The sequence below is a fragment of the Pantoea sp. X-Soil-ISGK-421 genome, assembly GCF_059730785.1.
Map to the genome: position 1 here is coordinate 1,794,810 of NZ_AP035979.1, position 24,461 is coordinate 1,819,270.

26 protein-coding genes and 3 tRNA genes are annotated in these 24,461 nt (G+C 52.1%); 10 read left to right on the forward strand and 19 right to left on the reverse strand.

All coding sequences use genetic code 11. From position 1 onward, the window contains the following. Positions 1 to 15 precede the first annotated feature (15 nt). Entirely contained in the window at positions 16 to 1,014 is a 999-nt protein-coding gene (locus AC6I8K_RS08375; protein ID WP_497826514.1) for a L,D-transpeptidase family protein, read from the forward strand. A 75-nt stretch (positions 1,015 to 1,089) separates the two neighbouring features. On the opposite strand, the gene AC6I8K_RS08380 is transcribed toward AC6I8K_RS08375, so the two are convergent. From AC6I8K_RS08380 to AC6I8K_RS08405, 6 genes are all read right to left on the reverse strand, one after another. Then, a complete protein-coding gene (locus AC6I8K_RS08380; protein WP_064741043.1) occupies positions 1,090 to 1,326 on the reverse strand; it encodes a major outer membrane lipoprotein in 237 nt (78 codons plus the stop codon). 304 nt (positions 1,327 to 1,630) lie between these two features. Continuing rightward, on the reverse strand, positions 1,631 to 3,043 hold the full coding sequence (pykF, locus tag AC6I8K_RS08385) for a pyruvate kinase PykF (RefSeq protein ID WP_061716691.1): 1,413 nt from the start codon (positions 3,041 to 3,043) through the stop codon (positions 1,631 to 1,633). A gap of 342 nt (positions 3,044 to 3,385) precedes the next feature. After that, positions 3,386 to 3,462: transfer RNA gene (locus AC6I8K_RS08390), tRNA-Val, on the reverse strand. A 19-nt stretch (positions 3,463 to 3,481) separates the two neighbouring features. Continuing rightward, positions 3,482 to 3,558: transfer RNA gene (locus tag AC6I8K_RS08395), tRNA-Val, on the reverse strand. A 3-nt stretch (positions 3,559 to 3,561) separates the two neighbouring features. Next, positions 3,562 to 3,638, reverse strand: a tRNA-Val gene (locus AC6I8K_RS08400). Between the two features lie 153 nt (positions 3,639 to 3,791). After that, positions 3,792 to 5,165, reverse strand: a complete 1,374-nt coding sequence (locus tag AC6I8K_RS08405) for an MATE family efflux transporter (RefSeq protein ID WP_064741044.1) — start codon at positions 5,163 to 5,165, stop codon at positions 3,792 to 3,794. A gap of 198 nt (positions 5,166 to 5,363) precedes the next feature. Here AC6I8K_RS08405 and AC6I8K_RS08410 point away from each other — a divergent pair, with 198 nt between their 5' ends. Next, positions 5,364 to 6,008: a riboflavin synthase subunit alpha gene (locus tag AC6I8K_RS08410; RefSeq protein ID WP_483817268.1), complete on the forward strand. Its 645-nt coding sequence runs from the start codon at positions 5,364 to 5,366 to the stop codon at positions 6,006 to 6,008. A gap of 51 nt (positions 6,009 to 6,059) precedes the next feature. Here AC6I8K_RS08410 and cfa read toward each other — a convergent pair whose 3' ends face one another. Both cfa and punC read right to left on the reverse strand, forming a co-directional pair. Continuing rightward, positions 6,060 to 7,208, reverse strand: a complete 1,149-nt coding sequence (gene cfa / locus AC6I8K_RS08415) for a cyclopropane fatty acyl phospholipid synthase (RefSeq protein WP_497827231.1) — start codon at positions 7,206 to 7,208, stop codon at positions 6,060 to 6,062. Positions 7,209 to 7,510: 302 nt separating this feature from the next. Continuing rightward, entirely contained in the window at positions 7,511 to 8,713 is a 1,203-nt protein-coding gene (gene punC, locus AC6I8K_RS08420; RefSeq protein WP_497826515.1) for a purine nucleoside transporter PunC, read from the reverse strand. Between the two features lie 110 nt (positions 8,714 to 8,823). Here punC and punR point away from each other — a divergent pair, with 110 nt between their 5' ends. After that, on the forward strand, positions 8,824 to 9,735 hold the full coding sequence (punR, locus tag AC6I8K_RS08425; protein WP_064741048.1) for a DNA-binding transcriptional activator PunR: 912 nt from the start codon (positions 8,824 to 8,826) through the stop codon (positions 9,733 to 9,735). On the opposite strand, the gene purR is transcribed toward punR, so the two are convergent. Beyond that, on the reverse strand, positions 9,732 to 10,757 hold the full coding sequence (gene purR / locus AC6I8K_RS08430) for an HTH-type transcriptional repressor PurR (protein ID WP_064741049.1): 1,026 nt from the start codon (positions 10,755 to 10,757) through the stop codon (positions 9,732 to 9,734). The genes punR and purR overlap by 4 nt on opposite strands. 273 nt (positions 10,758 to 11,030) lie before the next feature. Between purR and cydH the strand changes: the two genes are divergently transcribed. Continuing rightward, positions 11,031 to 11,120: a cytochrome bd-I oxidase subunit CydH gene (gene cydH / locus AC6I8K_RS08435; RefSeq protein WP_007892756.1), complete on the forward strand. Its 90-nt coding sequence runs from the start codon at positions 11,031 to 11,033 to the stop codon at positions 11,118 to 11,120. 56 nt (positions 11,121 to 11,176) lie between these two features. On the opposite strand, the gene AC6I8K_RS08440 is transcribed toward cydH, so the two are convergent. After that, on the reverse strand, positions 11,177 to 11,968 hold the full coding sequence (locus AC6I8K_RS08440; RefSeq protein WP_064741050.1) for a C40 family peptidase: 792 nt from the start codon (positions 11,966 to 11,968) through the stop codon (positions 11,177 to 11,179). A gap of 364 nt (positions 11,969 to 12,332) precedes the next feature. Between AC6I8K_RS08440 and AC6I8K_RS08445 the strand changes: the two genes are divergently transcribed. Beyond that, complete coding sequence (locus AC6I8K_RS08445) at positions 12,333 to 12,668, forward strand: Grx4 family monothiol glutaredoxin (protein ID WP_175501675.1); 336 nt, start codon at positions 12,333 to 12,335, stop codon at positions 12,666 to 12,668. Between the two features lie 35 nt (positions 12,669 to 12,703). Here AC6I8K_RS08445 and rnt read toward each other — a convergent pair whose 3' ends face one another. From rnt to eptA, 5 genes are all read right to left on the reverse strand, one after another. After that, entirely contained in the window at positions 12,704 to 13,372 is a 669-nt protein-coding gene (rnt, locus tag AC6I8K_RS08450; protein WP_008110303.1) for a ribonuclease T, read from the reverse strand. 107 nt (positions 13,373 to 13,479) lie between these two features. Continuing rightward, positions 13,480 to 13,887 carry a lactoylglutathione lyase gene (gene gloA / locus AC6I8K_RS08455; RefSeq protein ID WP_007892766.1) on the reverse strand — a complete coding sequence of 136 codons (408 nt, stop codon included), beginning with the start codon at positions 13,885 to 13,887 and terminating at the stop codon, positions 13,480 to 13,482. Positions 13,888 to 13,988: 101 nt separating this feature from the next. Then, positions 13,989 to 15,086, reverse strand: coding sequence for an alkene reductase (locus AC6I8K_RS08460; RefSeq protein ID WP_497826516.1), 1,098 nt, complete (start codon positions 15,084 to 15,086; stop codon positions 13,989 to 13,991). Between the two features lie 50 nt (positions 15,087 to 15,136). Beyond that, positions 15,137 to 15,733 (reverse strand): TetR/AcrR family transcriptional regulator, encoded by a 597-nt coding sequence (locus tag AC6I8K_RS08465; protein ID WP_483817270.1) that lies wholly within the window; start codon positions 15,731 to 15,733, stop codon positions 15,137 to 15,139. A gap of 39 nt (positions 15,734 to 15,772) precedes the next feature. Continuing rightward, positions 15,773 to 17,410: a phosphoethanolamine transferase EptA gene (gene eptA / locus AC6I8K_RS08470; protein WP_497826517.1), complete on the reverse strand. Its 1,638-nt coding sequence runs from the start codon at positions 17,408 to 17,410 to the stop codon at positions 15,773 to 15,775. Between the two features lie 228 nt (positions 17,411 to 17,638). Between eptA and AC6I8K_RS08475 the strand changes: the two genes are divergently transcribed. The 4 genes from AC6I8K_RS08475 to AC6I8K_RS08490 all read left to right on the forward strand — a co-directional run bounded on the left by AC6I8K_RS08475 (position 17,639) and on the right by AC6I8K_RS08490 (position 20,043). Further along, positions 17,639 to 17,878, forward strand: coding sequence for a DUF1289 domain-containing protein (locus AC6I8K_RS08475; RefSeq protein ID WP_008110296.1), 240 nt, complete (start codon positions 17,639 to 17,641; stop codon positions 17,876 to 17,878). Positions 17,879 to 17,950: 72 nt separating this feature from the next. Then, positions 17,951 to 18,847: an aldo/keto reductase gene (locus tag AC6I8K_RS08480; protein WP_497826518.1), complete on the forward strand. Its 897-nt coding sequence runs from the start codon at positions 17,951 to 17,953 to the stop codon at positions 18,845 to 18,847. 80 nt (positions 18,848 to 18,927) lie between these two features. Beyond that, the gene (sodC, locus tag AC6I8K_RS08485; protein ID WP_483817273.1) at positions 18,928 to 19,446 is read left to right on the forward strand and encodes a superoxide dismutase [Cu-Zn] SodC; all 519 of its coding nucleotides are present in this window, start codon (positions 18,928 to 18,930) and stop codon (positions 19,444 to 19,446) included. Between the two features lie 129 nt (positions 19,447 to 19,575). Then, positions 19,576 to 20,043, forward strand: coding sequence for a hypothetical protein (locus AC6I8K_RS08490; protein ID WP_483817274.1), 468 nt, complete (start codon positions 19,576 to 19,578; stop codon positions 20,041 to 20,043). On the opposite strand, the gene AC6I8K_RS08495 is transcribed toward AC6I8K_RS08490, so the two are convergent. From AC6I8K_RS08495 to AC6I8K_RS08505, 3 genes are read right to left on the reverse strand one after another with little or no spacing between them, the layout of a single operon-like run. Next, complete coding sequence (locus AC6I8K_RS08495; RefSeq protein WP_064741058.1) at positions 20,044 to 22,044, reverse strand: FUSC family protein; 2,001 nt, start codon at positions 22,042 to 22,044, stop codon at positions 20,044 to 20,046. It lies immediately after the preceding gene. A gap of 7 nt (positions 22,045 to 22,051) precedes the next feature. Then, positions 22,052 to 22,909 carry an efflux RND transporter periplasmic adaptor subunit gene (locus AC6I8K_RS08500; RefSeq protein WP_064741059.1) on the reverse strand — a complete coding sequence of 286 codons (858 nt, stop codon included), beginning with the start codon at positions 22,907 to 22,909 and terminating at the stop codon, positions 22,052 to 22,054. Between the two features lie 6 nt (positions 22,910 to 22,915). After that, complete coding sequence (locus tag AC6I8K_RS08505) at positions 22,916 to 23,152, reverse strand: DUF1656 domain-containing protein (RefSeq protein WP_064741060.1); 237 nt, start codon at positions 23,150 to 23,152, stop codon at positions 22,916 to 22,918. Positions 23,153 to 23,302: 150 nt separating this feature from the next. On the opposite strand from AC6I8K_RS08505, the gene slyA reads away from it, so the two are divergent. After that, the gene (slyA, locus tag AC6I8K_RS08510) at positions 23,303 to 23,740 is read left to right on the forward strand and encodes a transcriptional regulator SlyA (RefSeq protein ID WP_007892783.1); all 438 of its coding nucleotides are present in this window, start codon (positions 23,303 to 23,305) and stop codon (positions 23,738 to 23,740) included. A 40-nt stretch (positions 23,741 to 23,780) separates the two neighbouring features. On the opposite strand, the gene slyB is transcribed toward slyA, so the two are convergent. Next, the gene (gene slyB, locus AC6I8K_RS08515; RefSeq protein WP_007892784.1) at positions 23,781 to 24,248 is read right to left on the reverse strand and encodes an outer membrane lipoprotein SlyB; all 468 of its coding nucleotides are present in this window, start codon (positions 24,246 to 24,248) and stop codon (positions 23,781 to 23,783) included. Positions 24,249 to 24,461: the final 213 nt, after the last annotated feature.

A 24,461-nucleotide genomic window follows, 5' to 3' on the forward strand; every position in this document is an offset into this window, starting at 1 on the left:
CAAAGAGAAAATTGCATGAAACCAGCCTTAGGATTAGCCGGTGCATTGCTGTTGTCCTGTTGCGGACTCTCTGCACCTGCATTTGCAACCGTTTATCCCCTACCAGCCGATAACAGCCGTTTAATTGGCGAGAATACGCTTACCACTGTGCCGGATGACAAACGACCGTTAGAAAGCATTGCAGCGCGTTATAAGATAGGCATGCTGGGCATGCTGGAAGCGAATCCAGGCGTTGATCCCTGGCTGCCAAAGGCCGGCACACAATTAACCGTGCCGCTGCAGATGCTGCTGCCCGATGTGCCACGCGAAGGCATTGTCATCAACCTCGCAGAACTGCGGCTTTACTATTATCCGAAAGGTGAAGATCGCGTTGTGGTCTATCCGATTGGTATTGGCCAGTTGGGCGCCATGACGCCAACCATGGTCACCAGTATCAGCCAGAAAATCCCTAATCCTACCTGGACGCCGACCACCAATATCCGTAAGCGCTATGCCAAAGAGGGCATCACCTTGCCAGGCGTGGTGCCTGCAGGGCCAGATAATCCAATGGGGCTGTTTGCCATGCGTCTGGCGCGCGGTACTGGTCAATATTTGATTCACGGCACCAATGCCGACTTTGGTATTGGCATGCGCGTGAGTTCTGGCTGCATTCGCCTGCGTCCTGATGATATTGAAGCGTTGTTCAACAGCGTGCCGAAAGGCACGCGCGTGCAGGTCATCAATCAGCCAATCAAGTATGCGATTGAGCCCGACGGTAAGCGCTACGTTGAAGTGCATCAGCCTTTATCACGCAATGATAAGGACGATCCGCAAACCATGCCAATTGCGCAGTCTGCGCAGCTGAAAGCCTTCTCAAAGAGCGACAAGAGCGATACGGCGTTGATTAAGGAAGTGATAGCACGACGTTCAGGCATGCCAGTGCTGGTAAGCAGTGGTGAGCCGGTAACAGATGAGAGCGCGGTGCCGACGGAGAAGGGTGCTGAAGCGAAAGGTGTGGCGGAAGCGCAACCCTGATTCCGGACCAGAGAAACGCAGAATCAGGACAAAAAAAATGGTGCCACATGGGCACCATTTTTCAAACCAGAACTCTTACTTACGGTAAGAGTGAGCCTGGTTGTCCAGACGCTGGTTAGCACGAGCTGCGTCATCTTTAGCAGCCTGAACGTCAGAACGGATTGCGTTCACGTCGTTGCTCAGCTGATCAACTTTAGCGTTCAGAGTCTGAACGTCTGAAGACAGTTGGTCGATTTTAGCGTTGCTTGAGCAACCAGCCAGCATAGTTGAAGCCAGGACTACCGCGCCCAGTACCAGTTTAGTACGATTCATTCTTTATACCCTCTAGATTGAGTTAATCTCCATGTAGCGTTACAAGTATTACACAAAGCTTTTTGAGTTGAGAATAAATTTTTGATGAGAACATGCTTAAATTTGATCGTTCGCTCAAAGAAACAGCATTTAACAGAAGATGATGAAAATAATTAGCTAAAACAGAGAGATTTAATCGGACTAACCTTAATCATACGAGATTTTGAATAGTTAATTTCGATTGGAAATTTCTGGCTTTTGTATTACGACAGCAATAAAAAAAGCGCCTGCAAAAGGCGCTTTTTAATAAAAATTCAGTTGCTAATCAGATTACATGTACGGAAGCGGTATTTGTCGTTCCGCTTGGTACTAATGCACCTGAAACCATCACCACAACATCGCCTTTCTGCGCATATCCGCTTTCCAGCGCCATTTCTTTACCAATGCGGTAGAAATCATCAGTTGAGGCAATTTCAGTTACCAGATGCGTTTCGATACCTTTGCTCAGTATCAGCTGGCGCGCGGTGGTTTCATTGGTGGTGAGCGCCAAAATGGTGGCATCCGGGAAATACTTACGGATGGCTTTGGCTGATTTACCGCCTTCGGTGGCTACAACAATAAGTGGTGCTTCCAGCTTCTCTGCCGTCTCAACCGCACCGCGGCAAACCGCTTCGGTGATGCGCAGCTTACGTGAGTCTTGCAGCGAATCGATGCGGGATTTCATCACGCGATCGGTACGCTCACAGATGGTCGCCATGATGGTGACCGACTCCAGCGGATAGCGGCCTTTCGCACTCTCACCCGACAGCATCACGGCATCAGTCCCATCAAGGATGGCGTTAGCGACGTCGCCAGCTTCCGCGCGAGTAGGACGTGGGTTCTTGATCATTGAATCCAGCATCTGTGTAGCGGTGATCACCACTTTGCGTGCTTTATTACACTTCTTGATCATCATCTTCTGCGCGAAGATCACTTCTTCAACCGGGATTTCTACGCCGAGGTCACCACGGGCAACCATGATGCCGTCTGACGCTTCGAGGATCTCGTCGAAGTTGTTCAGGCCTTCCTGATTCTCGATTTTCGAGATGATCTGAATGTGCTCGCCGCCATGCGCTTTCAGGTGCTCACGGATTTCCAGCACGTCAGAACGCTTACGGATAAACGAAGCGGCGACGAAATCAACGTTTTGCTCGCAACCGAAGATCAGGTCGCGCTTATCTTTCTCCGCCAGTGCAGGCAGCTGAATGGAAACGCCCGGCAGGTTCACGCCTTTGTTTTCACCCAGATCGCCATTGTTCAGAACATTACACACCACCGAGTTTTCAGTGACTTCAGTGACCTGCATACCGATCAACCCATCGTCGACTAGCACGGTGTTGCCAATTTTCAAATCTTCGGTGAAACCGGCGTAGGTCACGGCAACACGTTCGCTGTTACCAATCACCGACTGATCGGTGGTGAAGGTGAAGGTCTGGCCAGCTTTCAACGACACATCGTTGCCGCCTTCCAGTTTCATGGTGCGAATTTCCGGACCTTTGGTGTCCAGCAAAATAGCGGCCTGACGACCGGTTTTTTCCATTACGGCACGCATGTTGGTGATGCGTTGACCATGTTCAGCGTAATCCCCATGTGAGAAGTTCAGGCGCATCACGTTCATGCCTGCTTCCAGCAGTTGGGTCAGCATCTCTTCAGATTCGGTTTTTGGACCGATAGTACAAACGATTTTGGTCTTTTTCATGTCAGGTTTTCTATAAGTTGTGATGGATGATAAAGGTCGGAATTCGATGCGCATGGCACCGAAGTGAGAATAGTTATGGTGTTGGAACGGATTTCACAGAAATAAGAATAGGAGACGAAAGCAAAGCGTGCAGAGAAGTTATGCAGTACGCGAGGGAACTGAGTCATCAGTGTTGCGCAAATCATTGGAGTTGTTTGCATAGGCACGTTAGCGCTGAAACCTTTCAGGTGGAACAACGCGGCATAGTATAGTCGCTAAGTATGCGAAAACCAATATAAAAGCGGCGTAAGAAAGACGATGCAGATCAAGAAAAGGGTGTTGCGCAAGGAGATAAAACCAGAGTGGTGCGCTCTAATGGACTCGAACCATCGACCCCCACCATGTCAAGGTGGTGCTCTAACCAACTGAGCTAAGAGCGCATTCAGGAAATTCAATAATTGGTGCGTCCGAGTGGACTCGAACCACCGACCCCCACCATGTCAAGGTGGTGCTCTAACCAACTGAGCTACGGACGCACTTGGTGCGCTCTAATGGACTCGAACCATCGACCCCCACCATGTCAAGGTGGTGCTCTAACCAACTGAGCTAAGAGCGCAACACGCTGTCAGGGCGACAGCGGGGACGAATATTAACGGCAGGTCGTGATGCTGGCAAGGGGAAAAAGTGTTTTTCCCCCACGACTGACCAGCAACTGTGCTATGCGTCGTTTTTTTCGCCATTACCCGTCAATTTATGTGCCTTCAGCCACTTAGCGTGCAGCACGCGCGAGGATGACCTGTGCAGGTAAGCGCTGCAAACGACGGATACGCCAAATCATCATCACTGCCGCTGAAGTCAGGCCGATAATAAAGCCGCACCAGAAACCGGCTGGGCCTAATTTCGGTAATACCCAGTCCGTCATCGCCAGCACATAACCTACCGGTAATCCCAGCACCCAATAAGCAATAAAGGTAATAAAGAAGATCGAGCGCGTATCTTTATACCCGCGCAAAATACCGCTGCCAATCACCTGAATCGAATCTGAGAATTGATAGATCGCCGCCAGCAGCATCAACTGCGCGGCAAGGGTAATCACTTCCGGATTGGTGGTATAAAGTGCGGCGATATCATGACGGAAAATCACGGTAAACAGCGCGGTGAGACCTGCCATGCTGATGCCCACGCCTTGTCCGGTCCAGGCGGCGACGCGCGCTTGTTCGGCCGAACCTTGTCCGAGCCGATAGCCAACACGAATGGTGGTCGCCACGCCAAGTGAAAGGGGCAATACGAACATCAATGAACTGAAGTTAAGCGCGATTTGGTGGCCAGCCACTTTCACGATGCCGAGCGGTGATACCAGCAGCGCGACCACAGCAAATAGCGTGACCTCAAAGAACAGCGCTAATGCCACCGGCAAACCCAGCGTGAACAGACGTGACAAAATGGCGCGTGATGGTGCGGACCAGCGCGTTTTCATACGAATGTCGCGCATACTTGCCATGCGTTTCACCCAGAAGCGCATCACCAAAAACATCACCCAATAGACCGATGCTGTCGCCACGCCGCAGCCTACGCCGCCCAGGGCCGGCATACCAAAATGGCCGTAAATAAAGACATAGTTAAGCGGAATGTTCACCATCAGGCCGAGAAAGCCGAGCAGCATCGCCGGTTTGGTTTTCGACAAACCTTCACATTGGTTGCGCATCACCTGGAACAGCAGATAACCCGGCGCACCCCACAATAATGCATGGAGGTATCCTTCAGCTTTGGCGGCCAATTCGGGATCAATGTCATGCATGGTGTTAATCAGATAACCGGCGTTCCACAGCACGACCATAATCAACAGCGCGACAGCCATTGCCATCCAGTAACCCTGGCGCACTTGTTCCGCGATACGTTCGCGTCGTCCTGAACCGTTGAGTTGCGCAACGGTAGGCGTCAAAGCCAGTAGAAGACCATGGCCAAACAGAATGGCGGGAAGCCAGATAGAGGTGCCGACAGCAACGGCGGCCATATCCGTGGCGCTTACCGCACCGGCCATAACAGTATCTACAAATCCCATCGCAGTCTGGGCTACCTGAGCAAGGATGACCGGAATCGCGAGGGCCAGCAATTGACGCGCTTCTGTAAAATACTTCTGCACGTAACACCTGCTTAATTAAAGAAGAGAGTGGGGCGAAATCCCCAAAGAATGCGCGGCATAGTGTAGCGGCAGTGTTAGCTTCCGCCAAACATTGATCGCATTTTGTTTAGCAAGTTGTGTAAAGTTTGAACCCCGCCAAATTAAGCTGCCGCCGACAAGCTGTGATAAACTGACGCAAACTTTGCAGAGGCTGAGATTATGTTTACTGGAATTGTGCAAGGCACGGCAGAAATTGTCGGCATTGAAGAGAAAGATCTGTTTCGTACCCATATTGTGCGCTTACCGGACGATCTGTTACCGGGACTGGCGCTGGGCGCATCGGTGGCACATAACGGTTGCTGTCTGACCGTGACCGAGATTAACGGCGATCTGGTTAGCTTCGATCTGATTAAAGAAACATTGCGCATTACCAACCTGGGTGAATTAAAGGTGGGTGATGTTGTGAATATTGAGCGTGCAGCGAAGTTTAGCGATGAAATTGGCGGTCACTTAATGTCTGGCCATATTATGACCACGGCGGAAATCTGCAAAATCATCCAGTCAGAAAACAACCGCGAAATCTGGTTTAAATTACAGGACGCCACGCAGATAAAATATATTCTGCATAAAGGTTTCGTCGGCATCGATGGAATCAGTTTAACCGTGGGCGACGTGACGAAAAGCAAATTCTGTGTGCATCTGATTCCAGAAACGCTGGAGCGCACCACGCTAGGCGCGAAGAAGTTTGGTCATAAGGTCAATATTGAGATTGATCCTCATACTCAAGCGATTGTGGAAACGGTTGAACGCGTTTTAGCGCAGCGTGAAGCCGCCGCACTGGCGCAGCTTGATAGCGCAGAATAATGCGGTTTAAAAAGGCGCCATGCGGCGCCTTGATTCATTTCCAGATGCGCATTAACGCGCAACGCGTAATCCGCCATCCTTGCCACGACTAAACACCACCTGCCACAGCTGAATATCACGGGCACGAAACGCACCGGCGCAGGCATTGAGATAATAATCGAACATCCGTTTAAAACGTTCGCCATATTTCTCGGCCAGTTGCGGCCAGGCAGCCTGAAAACGGTCGTACCACGCCATTAACGTTGTATCGTAATCCGTGCCAAAATTATGCCAGTCTTCCATAACGAAATGTGGCTCACTGGCGTCCGCGATTTGTCGAACCGACGGCAAACAACCGTTCGGGAAGATATATTTATCAATCCACGGATCGACATTCATATCTGTCGTGAGGGCACCAATGGTGTGCAGCAAAAATATGCCGTCTGGCTTGAGATTGCGGTCAGCAACATCAAAATAAGTGGCATAGTTTTTCGGCCCGACATGCTCAAACATACCGACGGAGACGATGCGATCATATTGATTATTAAGATCGCGATAATCCTGCAGCAAAATAGTGACATCTAAACCTTCACAGCGTTGTTGAGCCATTTTTTGCTGTTCGGCTGAAATCGTCACGCCATGCACCTTTACGCCATAGTGGCGCGCCGCATATTCTGCCAGCCCGCCCCAGCCACAACCGATATCCAACAGCGTCATGCCCGGTTCCAGTTGTAACTTGCGGCAAATCAGATCCAGTTTTGCCTGCTGCGCATTTTCCAATGTTTCTGCATCTTTCCAGTAGCCGCAGGAATATTGCATATAAGGGTCAAGCATTAATGAGAAAAGATCATTACCGAGATCGTAATGTTCTTTACCGACAATCCAGGCACGTTTTTTTGATTGCAAATTAGTGAGACGCGCAGCTGCAATGCGCAACGTATCTTTAAAATGCCGCGGTAATTGTTGGTCCAGATGATGTTTTAATACGCGATGGAAGAACATATCGAGTTGTTCACACTCCCACCAACCGTCCATGTAACTTTCACCCAAGCCGAGAGAACCTTCCTCAAGAACGCGTTTAAAAAAATCTGGATGCTTTACCTGAATATCCCAGGGACGAGTGCCATTAACTGCAATATCTGCGCGCTCTAGCAGTTCATTGACGATCCGATACCAGTGGTTTTCTTCAAGGCTCACTTCTTCTATAACAGATGAACTCATAGCTTCTCCATCACCTTCCGATCTGAACCTGAGAAAAAGAATAGCCAATTTCCCAAGACCTGTGAGAGAACTCACGGAAAACCCGTGCGCCAAAAATCCGACGTTTTACAGAGGTATGAATTTGAATAGAAAAGTTGGACGTAACACTGGAGTATCGTGCAGACGCCATCCCGCGACAGGGTCGCTAAAGGTATTACATTTATATTATTGATTTAATACAGAATTACTGACCCACTGAGTATATGCTCACGTGGGTCAATATTCAACGGGTGATCGTTAGTTTGCTAACGAAAACCGTTGCCTTAATGATTATCTTCGCAGGGACGGGAAGTGTGGGCAATATCACTTTGTGCGTTTACTGCTCGCTGGCAGACAAACCCCGCCCACGCCAGTACCACGGTGGCCACCATCACTAAAGTCGTGTTAAACAGCGCTTGCTCAAGGCCAGCAGAGACCAACAGGCTGGCGACAAAGCACGATCCTAACTGGAACAAGTTCTGTAATCCGGCCGCTTTGCCGGTGGCGTGCGGGAAGGGCGCTAATGCGCTGGCAACCACAATCGGATAGATCGCGCCATTGGCCAGCGCCATGCCGCAGAATGGCATGAGTAATACGAACAGCGGCGCTGAAGGCATTAAGGCGATAACAAACAGGCTCAGGATGCTCAGGCTATACAGCACCAGCAACCATGGCAACAGTTGTGCACCTTGATAACGATTTAACAGCGTGCGACAGCCAAAACCGCCAATTAAAAACGCAATAGTCTGCGGAATATAACTCAGGCCAATATCGCCCGGTGTCAGGCCAGCAGCGGCGAGAATGAAAGGTGATCCCGTCAGCCAGGCGAAGAAACTCGCCGAGCAAGCAGAATAGATCAAAACGTTACCGCTATAGACGCGCGTGCCCATTAAGGTTAACCAGCCAGGTTGGATACCACCGGCCACTTTTTCGCGCTTAGGCGACGTTAACTGCAGCGTACCGATCAGCAGTACCACCGCGACCAATGTCAGCGTGATAAAGATGCTGCGCCAGTGGAAGTGGCTGATAAGCCAGGCGCCAAGCAGTGGTGCCAGCGCAGGAGACAGCGCAACCAGCGGCATAATCGTTGCAAACACTTTATTCGCTTTGGCTTTTGGATAGTGATCTACCACCAACGCCTGCCAGCTCACGGCTGCAGCACACACGCCAATGGCCTGCACAAAGCGCAGCGCCAACATCAGGCGTACGTCGGTTACCCAAAGCATACCCAGGCAGCCGAGGGCGAAGATGGCTAAACCCGCCAGTAAAATCGGTTTACGTCCATAACGATCCGACAGCGGCCCCCAAAATACCTGTGCACAGGCAAAACCGCCGAGAAACAGACTTAAGCTGGCGCTGATAGTGCCGGGTGCGCTAGCAAAATCACGCTGCATATCGCCAAAGGCGGGTAAATACATATCCGTGGCAAGAAAGCCGAGCATGCTGAGCACGGCGAGATAAGGCATAAATGCTTTAGACGACAACATGTTGATTCTCTTTTGGGCAGGTTGAACGCCGGGGAGTGTAAAAGGATGCAACGCGCTTTGTGAAACGCTAATATTTGCATGGTGCTGTTAAATTTTTTGAAGGCAAAAATATGTGGTCAGAATATGCGCTTGAAGTGGTGGATGCCGTGGCGCGCACCGGCAGTTTTAGCGCGGCCGCGCAGGAGCTGCATCGCGTGCCTTCTGCCGTCAGCTATACCGTGCGTCAGCTGGAAACCTGGTTGGCGGTACCGTTGTTTGAGCGCCAGCATCGCGAAGTGGTCATGACACCAGCCGGCGAGCACTTCGTTCGTGAAGGGCGATCTGTTATCAAAAAAATGCTGGCAACGCGTAGGCAGTGTCAACAACTGGCGAATGGTTGGCGCGGTGAATTGAGTATCGCGGTTGACTGCATTGTAAAACCGCAGCGCACGCGGCAATTAGTGAAGGACTTCTATCGTCATTTTCCCGATATGGAGTTGATTATCAGCTACGAAGTGTTTAACGGAGTGTGGGATGCATTAGCCGATGGCCGGGTAGATGTCGCGATTGGCGCCACGCAGGCAATTCCCGTCGGTGGACGTTTTGCGTTTCAGGATATGGGCGCGCTGAATTGGCGTTGTGTGGTCAGCCCGGATCATCCGCTGGTTAACAGCACGGAACTGGATGATGAAACGTTGCGAGCGTGGCCATCTCTGGTGCTGGAAGATACGTCGCGTGCATTGCCGCGCCGTATGACCTGGACGCTAGATAATCAGCGGCGGCTGGTGGTGCCAGAATGGGAAACCGGGATGGCGTGTTTGCTGGCAGGATTGTGTGTTGGAATGGTGCCGGGCCATTTGGCGCGTCCACTGCTGGACAGTCATAAATTGGTCGAACTGTCGCTGCCGCAAGCCTTTCCTGATAGTCCGTGCTGCGTCAGCTGGGCAGAACAACGCACGTCGCCGGCGCTTGAGTGGTTACTGGCTTATCTGGGGGATGCTGAAACGCTGAACCACGAATGGCTCAGCGAAGTGTCAGCTTAGCGGCGATAATCGCGGAATGGGCCGTACGCCACTGAACGACGTTCAATCAGCGTAGGCTGAACCTCGATGGTTTGTGGATCTTCACGTTTGCTGGTGATGCGATCCAACAGCATTTCCAGCGCTTTTTCACCCAGTTCGGCTTTAGGCTGGTGTACGGTGGTCAGCGCGGGCGTGAAATAGCGCGCGTTGCGCACGTTATCGTAACCAATCACCGAGATATCTTGCGGTACACGCAAACCCATCTCATCGGCGGCACAAATTGCGCCCATCGCCATAATATCGCCGCCGCAGAACACGGCGGTTGGGCGCTGTTTCTGGTTAAGAATCTGCTGCATGGCCTGATAACCGGATTCAGGTTCAAAGTCGCCCTGAACCACCCATTCTGGACGCACTGTAATGCCTGCTTCGTTCATCGCCTGCAGAAATCCTGCGTGACGTCCGCCGCCGGTGTTGCGCTCCATCTGGCCAGGGATGGCACCAATATCGCGATGGCCACGTTCAATCAGATAACGCCCGGCGAGATAGCCGCCTTGAAACGCGTTGTCCTGCACCGTATCGGTAAAATCACCGCGCGAAGCACCCCAATCCATGACGACCATCGGGATATTGCGGTTCTCTTCCAGCATTTGCAGTAAATCGTCCGGATACTCAGAACACATCACCAGCAAACCATCGACGCGCTTTTGCGCCATCATCGACAGATAGGCGCGCTGTTTTTGCAGATCGTTGTGCGCATTGCCGAGAATCAACGTATAGCCGCGTTCGAAACAACGATTCTCCACCGCTTCGATAATTTCAGCAAAATAGGGCGCTTCACTGGACGTTGCCAGCAGACCTAAGGTTTTGGTGTGATTCACTTTGAGACTACGCGCCACGGCACTTGGCGAGTAGTGTAATTGTTTGATCGCTTCCCATACGGCGTTACGCGTTTCTTCCGCAACGAAACGCGTTTTGTTGATGACATGCGAAACCGTGGTGGTTGAGACACCTGCGCGTTTTGCGACATCTTTAATTGTTGCCATGAAAATGGTACTCCTGGTCTTATCGCAACTTACTGATAAGTATATTGTTAAACGTTTGCGTCTGCTAACGCTTTTACAGCTCAAAAGGCGGGCAAAACGGGGTGTTATAGCAGACGAAATCACTTCATTATGCTGAAAATACAGCACGCGCAAAATCTGTTGCGCAACGAAAGGCGGCGATTCTAACAAGCCCGCGCGGATAACACGAGATTTTTGCCGATTGCTGTGCGAAAATCGCGTTAACCCTATTAATTGTGTGACTAAGGAGTTGTGATGAATACTGACCTGAAGCTGGCGCTAATGACCACTGTTGGCGCACTGTTGATGATTATCGCCTTCAGTTTTACCGCGATCATGCATTAACAAAAAAGCCGGAGCTGTGTGCAGCATCCGGCTTTTTTCTGTTTGTTGCGCAACAATTAGCGAATGGTTTTTGGCGTCATCATACGACGCGCGCCCACATAGTGTTTCTGCCAGTAATCCTCTCCCAAAGCGCTAATCTGAATATCTTTGCCGGTACGCGGCGACTGAATGAATTTGCCGTTGCCGAGATAAACACCAACATGATCAGCGGTGCCGCGATTGTTAATGCGGAAGAACACCAGATCCCCTTTCTCCAGCATTTCACGTTTGATCGGGGAAGCATCACGCAAGTGATACATCTCATTGGCGGTGCGCGGAAATTTGAATTTCACCAGATCTTTATAGGCGTACCAGACCAATCCACTGCAGTCGAAACCGGTATGTGGCGAGGTGCCGCCCCATTGATAAGGTTTACCGAGTTGGCCCATTAATTTGGTCATCGCCGTTTCACGCGCTTTTTGATAACGCTGGCGGTGCGACTTACTCATTTTGATGCCGGTAAGCGCAACCGCTTCGTCATCAACCACCACTTCGGGAGATTTCTTCACCAGGCGTTGATGACCGTATTTCTTAGCGGTAAGTTTCAGCGGGGATTTTTTGCTGGTGGTTTTGTGCAGCGCGGTTTCAGTTTTGGTCTGTTTTTTTAGTTTGAATTTTTGGACAGCAGTCAGGCGCGATTTTTTTGTGGTGGTTTTCACCGGACGTCGTTTGCGGCGCTCGTCTTCACGTGCGCTCTTTTTCTCTGCTTTGAGCGAGCTGGCATTAACGGGTGCATGCGGAGATGCAGCAGCCACATTAAAGAACAGTTGGGCTAAAGCCAGTATGAAAAGCGTAATTAGTAGACGCATAATCCGGTTACAGGTTAAGCAGGCTGAATGAACACAGACTGCGGCAAAGTGAGAGAAATCTGATCAAGTGACCAGCGCCGAGGCAATTCTAATCCACTTTTTTTCCAAAAGGTAAGGCCTTTTTCCATTAATATGTTACCAGATTGATTCTGTAGCAAAAATGAGCGATTTCAGCTGGTTAACCCAGCGAAACTATTGCTAATTATTAATTTATTAATGCCAATTAATGATATGAAAATGTTATTTGTCATGAATTGACTTAACAAACATGGCGATTAGCAGGCGCAAACACAAAATCCCGTTTTCAGTACGGGAGCGAAATCGCTACAATAAACAAACACGAAGTGAAGGATTAAGGAAGGCAATAATGAGTACTGTTGAAAAAATTCAGCGTCAGATCGCAGAAAACCCGATTCTGCTGTACATGAAAGGTTCCCCGAAGCTGCCAAGCTGCGGTTTCTCGGCGCAGGCCGTGCAGGCGCTTTCCGCATGCGGCGAGCGTTTCGCCTATGTGGACATTCTGCAGAACCCGGATATCCGTGCTGAAATGCCAAAATACGCGAACTGGCCAACCTTCCCGCAGCTGTGGGTTGATGGTGAGCTGGTCGGCGGCTGCGACATCATCGTGGAAATGTTCCAGCGCGGCGAACTTCAGCCGCTGCTGAAAGAGACCGCTGAGAAATATAAAGAAGCGGAATAATGCAGAAGGCCGACACATGTCGGCCTTTTCTTTGGCTATTCGACGGACGCGTCGTCAGCGGGTTCTTCACTGAAAGCCAATGGCCAGCCACCAAGGCGTTTCCAGCGATTCACCAGCTCACAGAACAGCGTCGCGGTTTGCTCGGTGTCATACAGCGCCGAATGCGCTTGCGTACTATCAAACTCCATTCCCGCTGCTTTGCAGGCTTTCGCCAATACGGTTTGCCCCAACACTAATCCGCTTAATGCCGCAGTATCAAACGTGGCGAAAGGGTGGAACGGATTGCGTTTCAGGCTGGCGCGTTCTGCGGCCGCCATGACAAAGTTAAGATCGAAAGTGGCATTGTGCGCCACAATAATGGCGCGATTACAGCCGCTGTCTTTGGTGCCTTTGCGTACCATTTTAAAAATCGCATGCAGCGCTTCGTATTCGCTTACCGCACCGCGCAGCGGATTGGTGGGATCGATACCGGTAAACGCCAGCGCCGCAGGATTGAGAATGGCGCCTTCAAACGGTTCCACATGGAAGTGCAGCGTTTCATCGCGATGCAACCAGCCGTCTTCATCCATTTTCAGCGTTGTGGCTGCAATTTCCAGCAGTGCATCGGTTTGTGCATTGAAACCAGCGGTTTCAACATCGATCACGACAGGATAAAAACCGCGGAAGCGTTGGTGGAGAGCGTTTAAAGCGTTCGATTCAGACATCAGGATCTCATGGCAATAAATAGGGCAGCGCGCATTATGGCAAAAATCGCAGGAGGGTGCAGCAGGAGAGGGAAGTCAGCCTGCAATTAGCAGGCTGACGAGCAACATTAGTTGCCTAAGCCGTGACCGGCATGTTTATTTTCAATCAGCTCGATTTTGTAACCGTCTGGATCTTCAACAAACGCAATAATGGTAGAACCGCCTTTCACCGGACCCGCTTCACGCGTCACGTTGCCGCCGGCGCTGCGAATGCGTTCGCAGGTATCGGCCACATTGTCCACGCCCAGCGCGATATGGCCGTAGGCGTTGCCGAGATCGTATTTATCCACGCCCCAGTTGTATGTCAGCTCAATCACCGCGCCTTCGCTCTCTTCGGTATAGCCAACAAACGCCAGCGTGTATTTGTACTCGGTGTTTTCGCTCTGACGCAGCACGCGCATGCCAAGCACGCGGGTGTAAAAGTCGATGGAACGTTGCAAATCGCCAACGCGTAACATGGTGTGAAGTAAACGCATAACATCCTCTTTTTTAAAACGTCATCAGTGAATGACAAGACAACTTAGTATACACACTGATGAAACAACGCTGCCGCCAATCCACGGCGGCAGCCATTTTCTTACAGGGTGGGGTAATCGGTATACCCTTCCGCACCGCCGCCGTAGAAGCTTTCCGGACGTTGCGGGTTGAGAGGAGCATCTTGCTGCAGACGCGCCACCAGATCCGGGTTAGCGATAAAGTCGCGGCCAAACGCCACCGCATCAATCAGGCCGCGAGCAATCAGATCATCGGCTTTCTCAACGGTGTAGGCACCCGCACCGATGATGACGCCAGGGAACAGCGCACGCACTTTCTCGCGGAAGGCATCGCTGTAAGGCTGTCCACCCGCCCAGTCTGGCTCAGATAGGTGCAGATAGGCGATGCCGCGTTTGCCCAGCTCGGCGATATACCACAGCGCCGCTTTTTCTTCGTCCGGGCCATTTTCCAGATTCTGGAAGGCACCGATTGGCGAAACGCGAATCCCAATGCGGTCGGCAGACCAGTTGGCAATTGCTGCATCCACCACTTCCAGCGCGAAACGGCCACGTTTCTCAATCGAACCGCCATACTCATCGGTACGCTGGTTTGAGTCAGGTGCAAGGAACTGGTGCATCAGATAACCGTGCGCAGAATGCAGCTCCAGCAGGTCGAAGTCGGCATCGCGCGCATTGGCGGCGGCCTGACCAAAATCTTTTACGATTTGCTGAATTTCCGCCACTGACAGCTCGCGCGGTACTGAGGTGTCTTCACGATAGACAGAACCATCCTCGGCGCGTAGGGAAGTACGCGTACCCGCCGCCAGCGCGGTGGGTGCGACAGGCGCTTTGCCTTCTGGCTGCACGCTGTTATGCGAAATGCGGCCGGTATGCCACAGCTGGACGGCGCTGTGACCTTTAGCAGCATGAATGCCTTCGTTAATCATTTTCCACGCGGCAATTTGCTGCTGTGTGTGCAGACCCGGTGCGCCGGCGTAACCTTTCGCCTGGAAAGAGATCTGAGTGGCTTCGGTGATGATTAAACCGGCGTTTGCGCGCTGTTGATAATATTCCGCCATCAACGGCGTTGGGATATCGCCCGGCTCAATGCTGCGCAGACGCGTCAACGGGGCCATGAAAATGCGGTTCGGTACGGTAATCGCGCCCACTTTGAGTGGTGAGAACAGCTGCTTACTCGCCATAATGATTGCTCCAGGAAGACCGGTCGTCTAGTAACGCGGATTTTTAAAAGTCAGTGACTCATCAGCCACTGTTCGATGGTGTCGAGCGCCAGGCTAATCGGACCTGATTCTCGGGAAATCTTGCTCTGCAAACTGGCCCCAAGCCACAACAAGTAGCAACGATGCGCCAGCTGCTGCGGAGTTTGGTCATAGGGCAATGCCTGCTCAGCCGCCACATCGGTTAAACAGCGTGTGTAGGCTGCGATGATGGCATTCGCACCCTGTTGCAGCGCATCGCGCATCGGTTCAGAGAGATCGCACACTTCCGCTGATAACTTCACGCCAAGGCAGCCAACAATATGGCCCTGCTCGATAAACAGCCTTTCGCCATATCGAAAATGCGCTAACAGGCGTTCAGTCGGCGTGAGGCCTGGCAGATTCAGTTGCTGATCGATCTGTTGCTGAAAGTGGGTGAAGTAGCGCTCAATCAGCGCCACGCCAAAGGCTTCTTTCGAACCGAAATAGTGATAAAACGAGCCTTTGGTGACGTCCGCCAGCGCCAGCATCTCGATCAATCCCATGCCGGTAAAACCGCGCTGTAAACAAACCTGCTCGCCAATGGCGAGCAGGTGTTCACGGGTATCGTTGCGTGGCTGAGTCTTATTCATGGGTTGCAGGTTATTAGACCAGTCAGTCTAACGCAACCTTCAGGCAGCCGTTTGGCACGATCTGATCATGTCCAGCTGCGGCTGATATTGCTGGGTCTGGACATTGAACATGCCTAAAACCGTATGGAAAAGATTATCTTGCGATACGTTTTCGTCGGCTGCTTGCTGGCGTAAACAGGCTTCATTAATGTGATTGGCCACCGCGTAACCCGGTGACATCCACAACAGCAGAGGAATGTGTGTCTGCTGCGTAGGGGCAAACAGATAAGGCGCACCGTGCAGATACATTCCGCGCTCGCCAAGAGATTCACCGTGATCGGAGAGGTAGACCAAGGCTACATTGAAGCGATCGCTCAGGACTTTCAGCTTATCAATGGTGTGGCTCAGCATCGCGTCGGAATACAGCAAGGTGTTGTCATAGGTATTGACCAGCGCCTGATGATCGCAATCCTGAATCTGCTTACTGTCACAGGTGGGCGTAAAGCGGCGGAATTCAGCTGGATAGCGCTGATAATAGGCCGGACCGTGGCTGCCCATTTGGTGTAGTACAATAATGCTGTCGTTGTGCAGGCTATCAACATAGTTATCAATACGATGCAGCAACACATCGTCCTGGCAAAATCCGTCATGGCAATATTGTGGCAGTTTCCACTGTGTCATATCGGTGTGTGGCACGCGGTCACAGGCGCCTTTACAGCCGCCATCGTTCTCGCGCCACAGCACGCTCACGCCCGCATGGGCAAGGATGTCGAGCATGCCTTCCTGATGGTGCGCCAGATTAGCGTCGTAATGCGCGCGTGGCATATTGGAGAACATACAGGGCACCGATATGGCGGTTTCTGTGCCGCAGGAACTGGCGTTGCGATAATAAATTACCTGTTGTTTTTTCAGTTCTGGATTGGTATCTCGCGCGTAACCGCCCAACGAGAAATTCCCGGCGCGCGCCGTTTCCCCTACGACTAGCACCACCAGCGTTTTTTTGGTTGCTGCGGAGATTAACGGACCTTTATGTGCATCTTCACCGAGTTTCACCAGCGCCTGGCTACCTTGCAGATAACGTTGATCGACATAATGGCCGGTACCGCTAACGATATTGGCCGGGGTAATCATCTTGATCAGGTTTTTATTATTGCGTATCAGCGAGGCGTAATCTTTGTAGAACAGCGCTGCCATTAGCAATATCACTAATATTGCTCCCAATGCGCCCGTTAAGCGTTGCAGTAAGTTCCACCACCATCGTTGTCCCTGATGAAAACGCACGCCGCAAATCAGCGCTACCGGCACAATCCCCATCAACAACATCCATATTACATAGCGGCTACTGATCAACGCACCGGCCTCTTGCGGGTCGGATTCAAATACGTTTTGGATCATATTGGTGTCGATCACCGTACCAAAACTGTGCATGAAGTAGTTGGCGGCCGCGCTAACGACGACCAGCACAATCAGCAACGGCTTGCGGATATAAGGCAACGCAGCAAGCGAGAAAATAAAATAGAAAGCCGAGGCTAGTACTACAGGGATACTGGCAGCGAACAGATAATCGTGGGGATGATCGTAAGGGATCATTTCCCATGCGCGCAGCAAGAAAAGGGCATTCAATATCAAGGTGAAGAACAGCGCAGCAATAAGGTTAAATCCACTGCTACTGCACTGAAATGTGTTCGGAAATCTCATGAAAATTCGACGCTGAGGAGTAATGCGACAATCCTATGAAGACAAGATGAGGAAAACCTTAACGAAGATTAAACATGCGCACTCTAAATTCTGTAAACGCTGGCTATTTGGTAAACAGTCGTAACCAGAGGTGGCCGTGGGGGCATAATGAGCAATTCACGTTTACTCTTTGCACAATGTCACTAAGCTGTTATCAATGTTAAGTCAGATGTTAATTGCGGAGTTGATGTGGCCGAGCAACTGGAGTTCTTCCCCGTTCCCAGTCCGTGTCGCGGCATTTGCCAGAGTGACGCGCGTGGCTATTGCCGTGGGTGTTTACGCAGCCGGGAAGAGCGCTTTAACTGGATGAAATTCAGCGATGCGCAAAAGCGCGATGTGCTGCGCTTGTGCCGGCAACGCTTTTTGCGCCTGCAGCGGCAGCAGAAAGTGGATGAAGATCATGATCCACAACAACCGGAACTGTTTTAAGAAAACGATGATTTGCCTTTCCGTTATACTCCCGCTTTCGTCATCTGGATCCGTGTTTGAGGGAGTTTAACCATGTTACAACCGCAGGCTATTGCACCGCAGGGACCGTCTTTTTCACCGCTGATTGCTGGCTACTGGCGTTTAATGGAGTGGGGCATGACGCCGCAGCAAGTGGTGGCGTTTATCGAGCACCATTTGGCGCTGGGCATCACCACCGTCGATCACGCCGACATTTACGGCGATTACCAATGTGAAGCCGCCTTCGGTGACGCGCTGCGCCTGGCTCCAGGCTTGCGTGAGAAGCTGCAAATCGTCACCAAATGTGGCATTGCCACGCGTGCAAAACCTGAACACCGCATCGGCCACTACATCACTGAAGCCAGTCACATTCTGCACAGCGCTGAAAATTCCCTGCGTCATTTCAATACCGATTACCTCGATCTCATGCTGATTCATCGTCCGGATCCATTGATGGACGCAGATGAGATTGCGGAAGCCTTTATGGCGCTGCATCAGAGCGGCAAAGTGCGCCACTTCGGTGTTTCCAACTTCACCGCGTCACAGTTCACGCTGCTGCAATCGCGTTTGCCGTTCAGTCTGGTCACTAACCAGCTGGAAATCTCTCCGCTGGAGCAAACTTCGCTGTTGGATGGCTCGCTCGATCAGTGTCAGCAGAATCGCATTCGTCCGATGGCATGGTCTTGCCTCGGCGGCGGCCGACTGTTTAACGATTCGCATTATCAACCCCTGCGTGATGAGCTGGAGCAGGTGAAACAAGAGATTGGCGCCAGCAATATCGAGCAAGTGGTCTATGCATGGGTAATGAAGTTGCCAAGTCGTCCGCTGCCCATTATTGGGTCAGGCAAAATCGAACGTGTTAAAGAAGCGGTCGGGGCGTGCCAGTTAACGCTTGATCGCCAGCAGTGGTTCCGCATTCGCAAAGCCGCCATCGGTTATGATGTGCCCTAAAGCGTAAAGCTGCGTCAAATTACGGCAGCCTGGATGAAAGCAGTCCAGGCTTAAAGGGAATCTAACCGTAAGGAGACGTTATGAAGAAAACCCTCATTGTTATGCTGGCTGTGGCTTGCGCCGCTGGCGCGCAGGCTGCGTCGGAAGAGGTCACGCTGCATGAAACCACGGCACAAGGTATCGGGGCGGTGATTGGCAAAGTCACTCTCAGCGAAACGCCGTACGGAGTGCAATTTACACCCGCGTTAACCGGACTCAAACCCGGCATTCATGGCTTCCATGTGCATGCCAAAGGCAGTTGTGAACCCGGTCAATCCGATGGGAAAACCGTGGCAGCGGGAGCGGCAGGTGGACATCTCGATCCGCAAAACAGCGGCAAACATCTTGGCCCGTATGCCGACGGACACCTTGGTGACTTACCTGCACTGTTCGTGACAGAAGATGGCAAGGCGAATTATCCGGTCGTCGCGCCGCGCATTAAATCCCTGAGTGAAATCAAAGGTAAAGCCTTAATGGTGCATGTCGGCGGCGATAATCATGCCGATCATCCGCAACCGCTTGGCGGCGGCGGCGCGCGTTTTGCCTGCGGCGTAATTTAACGCTGAGGGCGGCAACTTTTTGTCGCCCTTTTTCACCCTCCCTGAAAAAAGTTGACCCATTTTCTTACTACTCTCAGCGGTTTTTCCGTCCTATGATATTGATTCAGGAATAAATGCTCAGGGGCAGGAATGAAAACGCGTGGGATAATGCTATTATGTTTGTTGTTGGTGGGTTGCGATCAACCGAATGATACGCAGTTACGTTTGGATGCCAGTCGACAATTACAACGCACTATCGATACCAATCCACTGCGCGTAACCTGTGAGAAGATTGCCCGTGGCCGTGAATGGCTGACACAGCACACACTGCAGCGTCTCGAAGCCCAGGGCTGTCAAAACGTATTACGCAGCGCGACCGAAACCAATTTTTTGCACAGTGAAACCTATCGACATGCGATGACGGTGGTTTGCGGCGGTATTCAGGGCAAAAGTTTCACCGGCACCACTTTGAGTCGGCGTTTTATCTACTCCTCAGAAGAGAAGGCGTTGGTGATCGAACCGATGTCCGATCAGGATAAAACCCGTTTTGAAGGACACAAATCGCTGCTGCAACTGCAGGAAGACTTTAATCGCCAGACCACGCAATATTGTCAGTGATCAATCCGGCACCGCCTGCGCAAGCTGCGCGAGTGAGCAGCGCAATCGCCACAAAATGCCAGCCAGCATATTGGCTTCGCGCTCGGGCTGCTGCTGCAATTGGTTAATCATGGTCTCCAGCTCATCCAGCGTGGCTTGCAACGCGGTGTGATGCACGCCGCGCAGGCTGATAATCCTTTGTAAATTTTGCAGGCTGCTGTCGCGCATCCGTCCCAGCGTAGCGGAAGTGGGCTGCCATTCACGCAGTTGCCAGACAATATGCGAACAGTTGAGCAGCACCACGCCCCAGCGCAGCAGCCAGACGCGCGCTTGCTCGTCGCGACTGTTACTTAACTGACTGATATGATGATAAATCTGCGATTCAAAGTGGCTTTCGCTTTGACGCGGATGGCGACGCAATTGATCGAGAAACGCATGCCGCAGGGCGCGAATATGCCGGCGACTGCGACGCGCATCGGAACTGGGACGCAGCACCTGAAACGCCAGCCACGCCAGCAGTACGCCACACACCTTCGCGAGATTGTCATTCAGGAAACTTTGATAATCCCAGTCTGGCGGATTGGTGACGGCAATAAACGATCCCATAAAAACAATGAATTGCCCCCACATCCCCGCACGTTTCTTCTGCTGCAGTTTAAACAACTGCAAGGTGAGTAGCAGCGGGAACAGCACCAACAAAAACTGCCACAGCGCGCTGATTTGCACCATCAAACCGAACTGCAGCACAAAACTAAACAGCGACAGCCACAGCAAGGTTTTTAGCAGTAGCGTTACGCTGCCACTGGGCGAAGGGGCGGAAGAGTAAAGCACACAGGCGATGGCGGTCAGCGTCAGGGCCGCGGCACCGGAATCCCACTGCGTGGTGATCCAAAAGGCGCAGCCCAGCATAATCACGCTGAAGGTGCGCAGTGCACTCCAGCCGGCTTCCGCACTGTCGCTCTCGCGCGCCAGTGAAGGCGCATAAGGCGGCTGAAAACGCGTGTCGGCATCGGCGCGTTCAATCAGGCGAATCCAGCGATTGACGTTGAGGTAGACCCAACAGAAATAGCGCAGTCGCTGGACGAAAGCGCGCTGCCGGTAATCACCGGTTGCCGCTGGCGTAATGCCGCGCAAAATTAGCGCCAAACGATATTTGTCACACTGCGGCTGCGCCAGTTCCTGCAGCAGTTTGGCAATAGCGTCGTAAAGTTCGGGTGGCGCGTCAGGCCAATTCAGCAACATGCGGCGCAGGCTGGAGAGCACGCTGGTCAGACGCAATTGCTGATGCAGCACATAGTTCAGCACGTTATTCTGGCGACGGAAGCGATAGTGGCTCCAAAATGCCTGAATGCGCAGCAGGTTCATGGTGAGAATTTGGCTGATAACGTTCTCATGCGCGGTACGCACGTTATCGGTGCTGCCTTGCTGCAGTAATAACACCGCATGATCCAGCAAACGCGCATGCATCTGACGCAGCGAACTCATCAGTGCGTTGCCATCAGAGGTGCTGGGCAGAATCATCATCATCAATCCGGCACACAGGATGCCGGAGATCACTTCACAAACACGCGCCTGAGCGATATCCCACAACTGAGTAACATCGGTGATGTTGACACTGCTAAAGGCAATGATGGCGGCGGTATACCCCGCCAGCGAAAACGCGTAGGCCACGTTGTTTTGGTAGTGATTGGCGATCCAGGTGCAGAACGCCAGCCAACCGGCCATGAAGAAGGCAAACAGCCAGGGCTCGTTTAACGTATGTCCGGCAATCACCAGCGCGGCGGTAGCGCCGAGCAAACTGCCGACGATTCGGCCCAGACTTTTACTGATGGCACCGCCGACGGTGGGGAAACTGACCACCGCCGCCGAGGTCATAGCCCAATAAGGTTCATCGAGTTGCAGCGCATAGGCGATGGTTAATGCGAGACACATCGCGATGCCATTACGCAGCGCGTAGCGCCACTCGGCCCAACTTGCTTTTATCCACGGCAAATTTTGCCAGGCCAGCCACTGAACGTTCATCATGACCTCAGTGGGCGATAGAAATAGTACAGGTGGTGCCCGCCACCAGCGTTACGCCATCCGGCAACGCATCCAGATGAATACGCACTGGCACGCGTTGTGCCAGACGGACCCAAGGCACGTTGGGCTTAATATCCGGGACCAATCCGCCATCGCTGGCGACACTTTGGTCATAAATGGCGCGTCCGATGCTCTCCACTTTACCCTGCAAGCGAGCGCCGTTGCTGTACAGCACAATCTGCGCCGCAGCGCCGGGTTGAATATGGCGCAGCTTGGTCTCTTCGAAATAACCCATTACGTAATAAGAGTGGCTGTCCACCAGCGCAAACAGTGGCGTACCCGCACTGGCATAGTTGCCGGTGCGCAGCGTCAGGTTGCTGATCCAGCCATCGGTAGGCGCGGTAAGAGTGGTTTGATCGAGGTTCCAGCGCGCCTGATCAAGGCTCGCCTGCGCGGCTTTAGCGCTCGCTGTGGCGGCGTTGGCGGTCAAACGCGCGGCATCCATATCTTCCGCCGAAATGACGTTACGCGGCAGGCTGGCACGGCGATTGGCTTCATGCTGCGCTTTAGCCAGATCGGCCTGCGCTTTGCCTAACTGCGCTTCGGCGTTGGCCTGCGCAATTTGCCACGGCACCGGATCGAGCTTGAGCAATACGTCACCTTTATGCACGAACTGATTGTCACGTACCGCCAGAGCGATGATGCGTCCCGACACGTCCGGCGTGATATCCACCAGTTCGGCGCGCACTTTGCCGTCACGCGTCCACGGCGATTGCATGTAGTAATTCCACATCCACCAGCCGGCAAGCAGGGCCAGCGCAAAGAGCACTACCGTGGAAAAATACTTAAAAGGGTTGAATTTCATGGTGATTTATCCGAGGCTCAGTAACCACAATGCGCCAGCGACGCACAGTACAAACAGGGAAAGATCCATTAAGGTGGGATGCCAGACATCGCCGGAGTAGATCCAGCCGCGAATCAGCGGGTGAATCATTAGCCAGAAAAAGAAACCGAGCAACACCGCTTTAAAAAGCGGAGGGAAAAACAGCGACGCACCGAAAACCAGGTCGGTAAGCGGGGCGCTGGGGGAAAAAGCGGTTAGGGACACGTGTCATCATCCTTTTGACCGGGAATCATCTCAATAGAGTTTAGACAGCCAGCGTATGCACTGGCCTGGTATTTGTAATTTGCCAGGTAAACTCGCAGAATAGTGTAAAATCTGGCTTAATAGCTAGCAAGCTAATTATAAGGAGATGCAATGGATACGCCCTTGGGAACCGATCTGTCTCGCCTGGTGCGCATTTGGCGCGCTTTGATCGATCAGCGTTTGAAACCGCTTGAGTTGACTCAAACACACTGGGTGACGTTACACAATATTCATCAACTCCCGCCAGAGCAGTCACAGATTCAGCTGGCTAAAGCGATCGGCATTGAGCAACCTTCTCTGGTGCGCACGCTGGATCAGCTGGAAGAGAAGGGATTGATCACCCGCGCCACCTGCGCCAACGATCGCCGCGCCAAGCGCATTAAGCTGACGAAGCAGGCGGAGCCAATCATTGAACAGGTTGAAAATGTGATTGATGCGACGCGTGACGACATTCTTTCCGGCATCAGCCTGGAAGAGATTAATCAGATGGTGACGCTGATTGCGCGGCTGGAAAAAAACATTCTCGAATTTCACAACCGCGAGAAATAAAAAAACCGACGCAAGGCGTCGGTTTTTTTTATCTGTACGCTTAACGTGGCGAAACGGTAACCTGGCTGCCGTTTGACGCCATTACTACGCGCTGACCAACCGAGTAGCGAGTGGCCGCTTGTTTCTGCACCACCATGATGGTGTTGCCATCATCCTTGCGGATTTCCAGCTCGACACCGTCAGATTTGTTGACCGCACCCTGAACGCCCTGACCGGCTACGCCACCGAGTACCGCACCGCCCGCAGTGGCCAGACTGCGGCCGCTACCGCCGCCGATGGTATTACCGAGGAAACCACCCAGCACGGCACCACCAATCGCGCCAATCACGTTGTTTTCATCGCCGCCCTGGATTTTCACCGGACGAACCGATACCAGCGTGCCGTAGGAAACACTTTGTACTTGTTTAGCTTCGTTGGCGCTGTAAACGTCACCGGAAAGGGTGCTGTCATTGGCACAACCTGCCAGAGTTAAGCCGGTTAACGCCACGGCTACAAAACGCTTAATCATCAGAACGCTCCTTAATGCAAAATAACGCCATATTTCTCATCCTGTACTGCACAGAGTATAAGACAGAAAACCGGCAATTGACTCTAAGTCCGTATAAAACGCGGCTGGGGCGAAGCATAGACCATCCTCCCTCAACAAAAATTCAATTACGTGACGAATATATTTCTTAGCTGGAATGCACTGCGCAGTGACGCTGAAAAGCGGAATTTTATC

Excerpts from the sequence above, each read along its gene's own strand:
- AC6I8K_RS08375 (WP_497826514.1), top strand. The coding sequence starts at position 16 with ATGAAACCAGCCTTAGGATTAGCCGGTGCATTGCTGTTGTCCTGTTGC.
- AC6I8K_RS08380 (WP_064741043.1), bottom strand. The coding sequence starts at position 1,326 with ATGAATCGTACTAAACTGGTACTGGGCGCGGTAGTCCTGGCTTCAACT.
- pykF (WP_061716691.1), bottom strand. The coding sequence starts at position 3,043 with ATGAAAAAGACCAAAATCGTTTGTACTATCGGTCCAAAAACCGAATCT.
- AC6I8K_RS08410 (WP_483817268.1), top strand. The coding sequence starts at position 5,364 with ATGTTTACTGGAATTGTGCAAGGCACGGCAGAAATTGTCGGCATTGAA.
- cfa (WP_497827231.1), bottom strand. The coding sequence starts at position 7,208 with ATGAGTTCATCTGTTATAGAAGAAGTGAGCCTTGAAGAAAACCACTGG.
- punC (WP_497826515.1), bottom strand. The coding sequence starts at position 8,713 with ATGTTGTCGTCTAAAGCATTTATGCCTTATCTCGCCGTGCTCAGCATG.
- punR (WP_064741048.1), top strand. The coding sequence starts at position 8,824 with ATGTGGTCAGAATATGCGCTTGAAGTGGTGGATGCCGTGGCGCGCACC.
- purR (WP_064741049.1), bottom strand. The coding sequence starts at position 10,757 with ATGGCAACAATTAAAGATGTCGCAAAACGCGCAGGTGTCTCAACCACC.
- cydH (WP_007892756.1), top strand. The coding sequence starts at position 11,031 with ATGAATACTGACCTGAAGCTGGCGCTAATGACCACTGTTGGCGCACTG.
- AC6I8K_RS08440 (WP_064741050.1), bottom strand. The coding sequence starts at position 11,968 with ATGCGTCTACTAATTACGCTTTTCATACTGGCTTTAGCCCAACTGTTC.
- rnt (WP_008110303.1), bottom strand. The coding sequence starts at position 13,372 with ATGTCTGAATCGAACGCTTTAAACGCTCTCCACCAACGCTTCCGCGGT.
- gloA (WP_007892766.1), bottom strand. The coding sequence starts at position 13,887 with ATGCGTTTACTTCACACCATGTTACGCGTTGGCGATTTGCAACGTTCC.
- AC6I8K_RS08460 (WP_497826516.1), bottom strand. The coding sequence starts at position 15,086 with ATGGCGAGTAAGCAGCTGTTCTCACCACTCAAAGTGGGCGCGATTACC.
- AC6I8K_RS08465 (WP_483817270.1), bottom strand. The coding sequence starts at position 15,733 with ATGAATAAGACTCAGCCACGCAACGATACCCGTGAACACCTGCTCGCC.
- eptA (WP_497826517.1), bottom strand. The coding sequence starts at position 17,410 with ATGAGATTTCCGAACACATTTCAGTGCAGTAGCAGTGGATTTAACCTT.
- AC6I8K_RS08480 (WP_497826518.1), top strand. The coding sequence starts at position 17,951 with ATGTTACAACCGCAGGCTATTGCACCGCAGGGACCGTCTTTTTCACCG.
- sodC (WP_483817273.1), top strand. The coding sequence starts at position 18,928 with ATGAAGAAAACCCTCATTGTTATGCTGGCTGTGGCTTGCGCCGCTGGC.
- AC6I8K_RS08490 (WP_483817274.1), top strand. The coding sequence starts at position 19,576 with ATGAAAACGCGTGGGATAATGCTATTATGTTTGTTGTTGGTGGGTTGC.
- AC6I8K_RS08495 (WP_064741058.1), bottom strand. The coding sequence starts at position 22,044 with ATGAACGTTCAGTGGCTGGCCTGGCAAAATTTGCCGTGGATAAAAGCA.
- AC6I8K_RS08500 (WP_064741059.1), bottom strand. The coding sequence starts at position 22,909 with ATGAAATTCAACCCTTTTAAGTATTTTTCCACGGTAGTGCTCTTTGCG.
- slyA (WP_007892783.1), top strand. The coding sequence starts at position 23,303 with ATGGATACGCCCTTGGGAACCGATCTGTCTCGCCTGGTGCGCATTTGG.
- slyB (WP_007892784.1), bottom strand. The coding sequence starts at position 24,248 with ATGATTAAGCGTTTTGTAGCCGTGGCGTTAACCGGCTTAACTCTGGCA.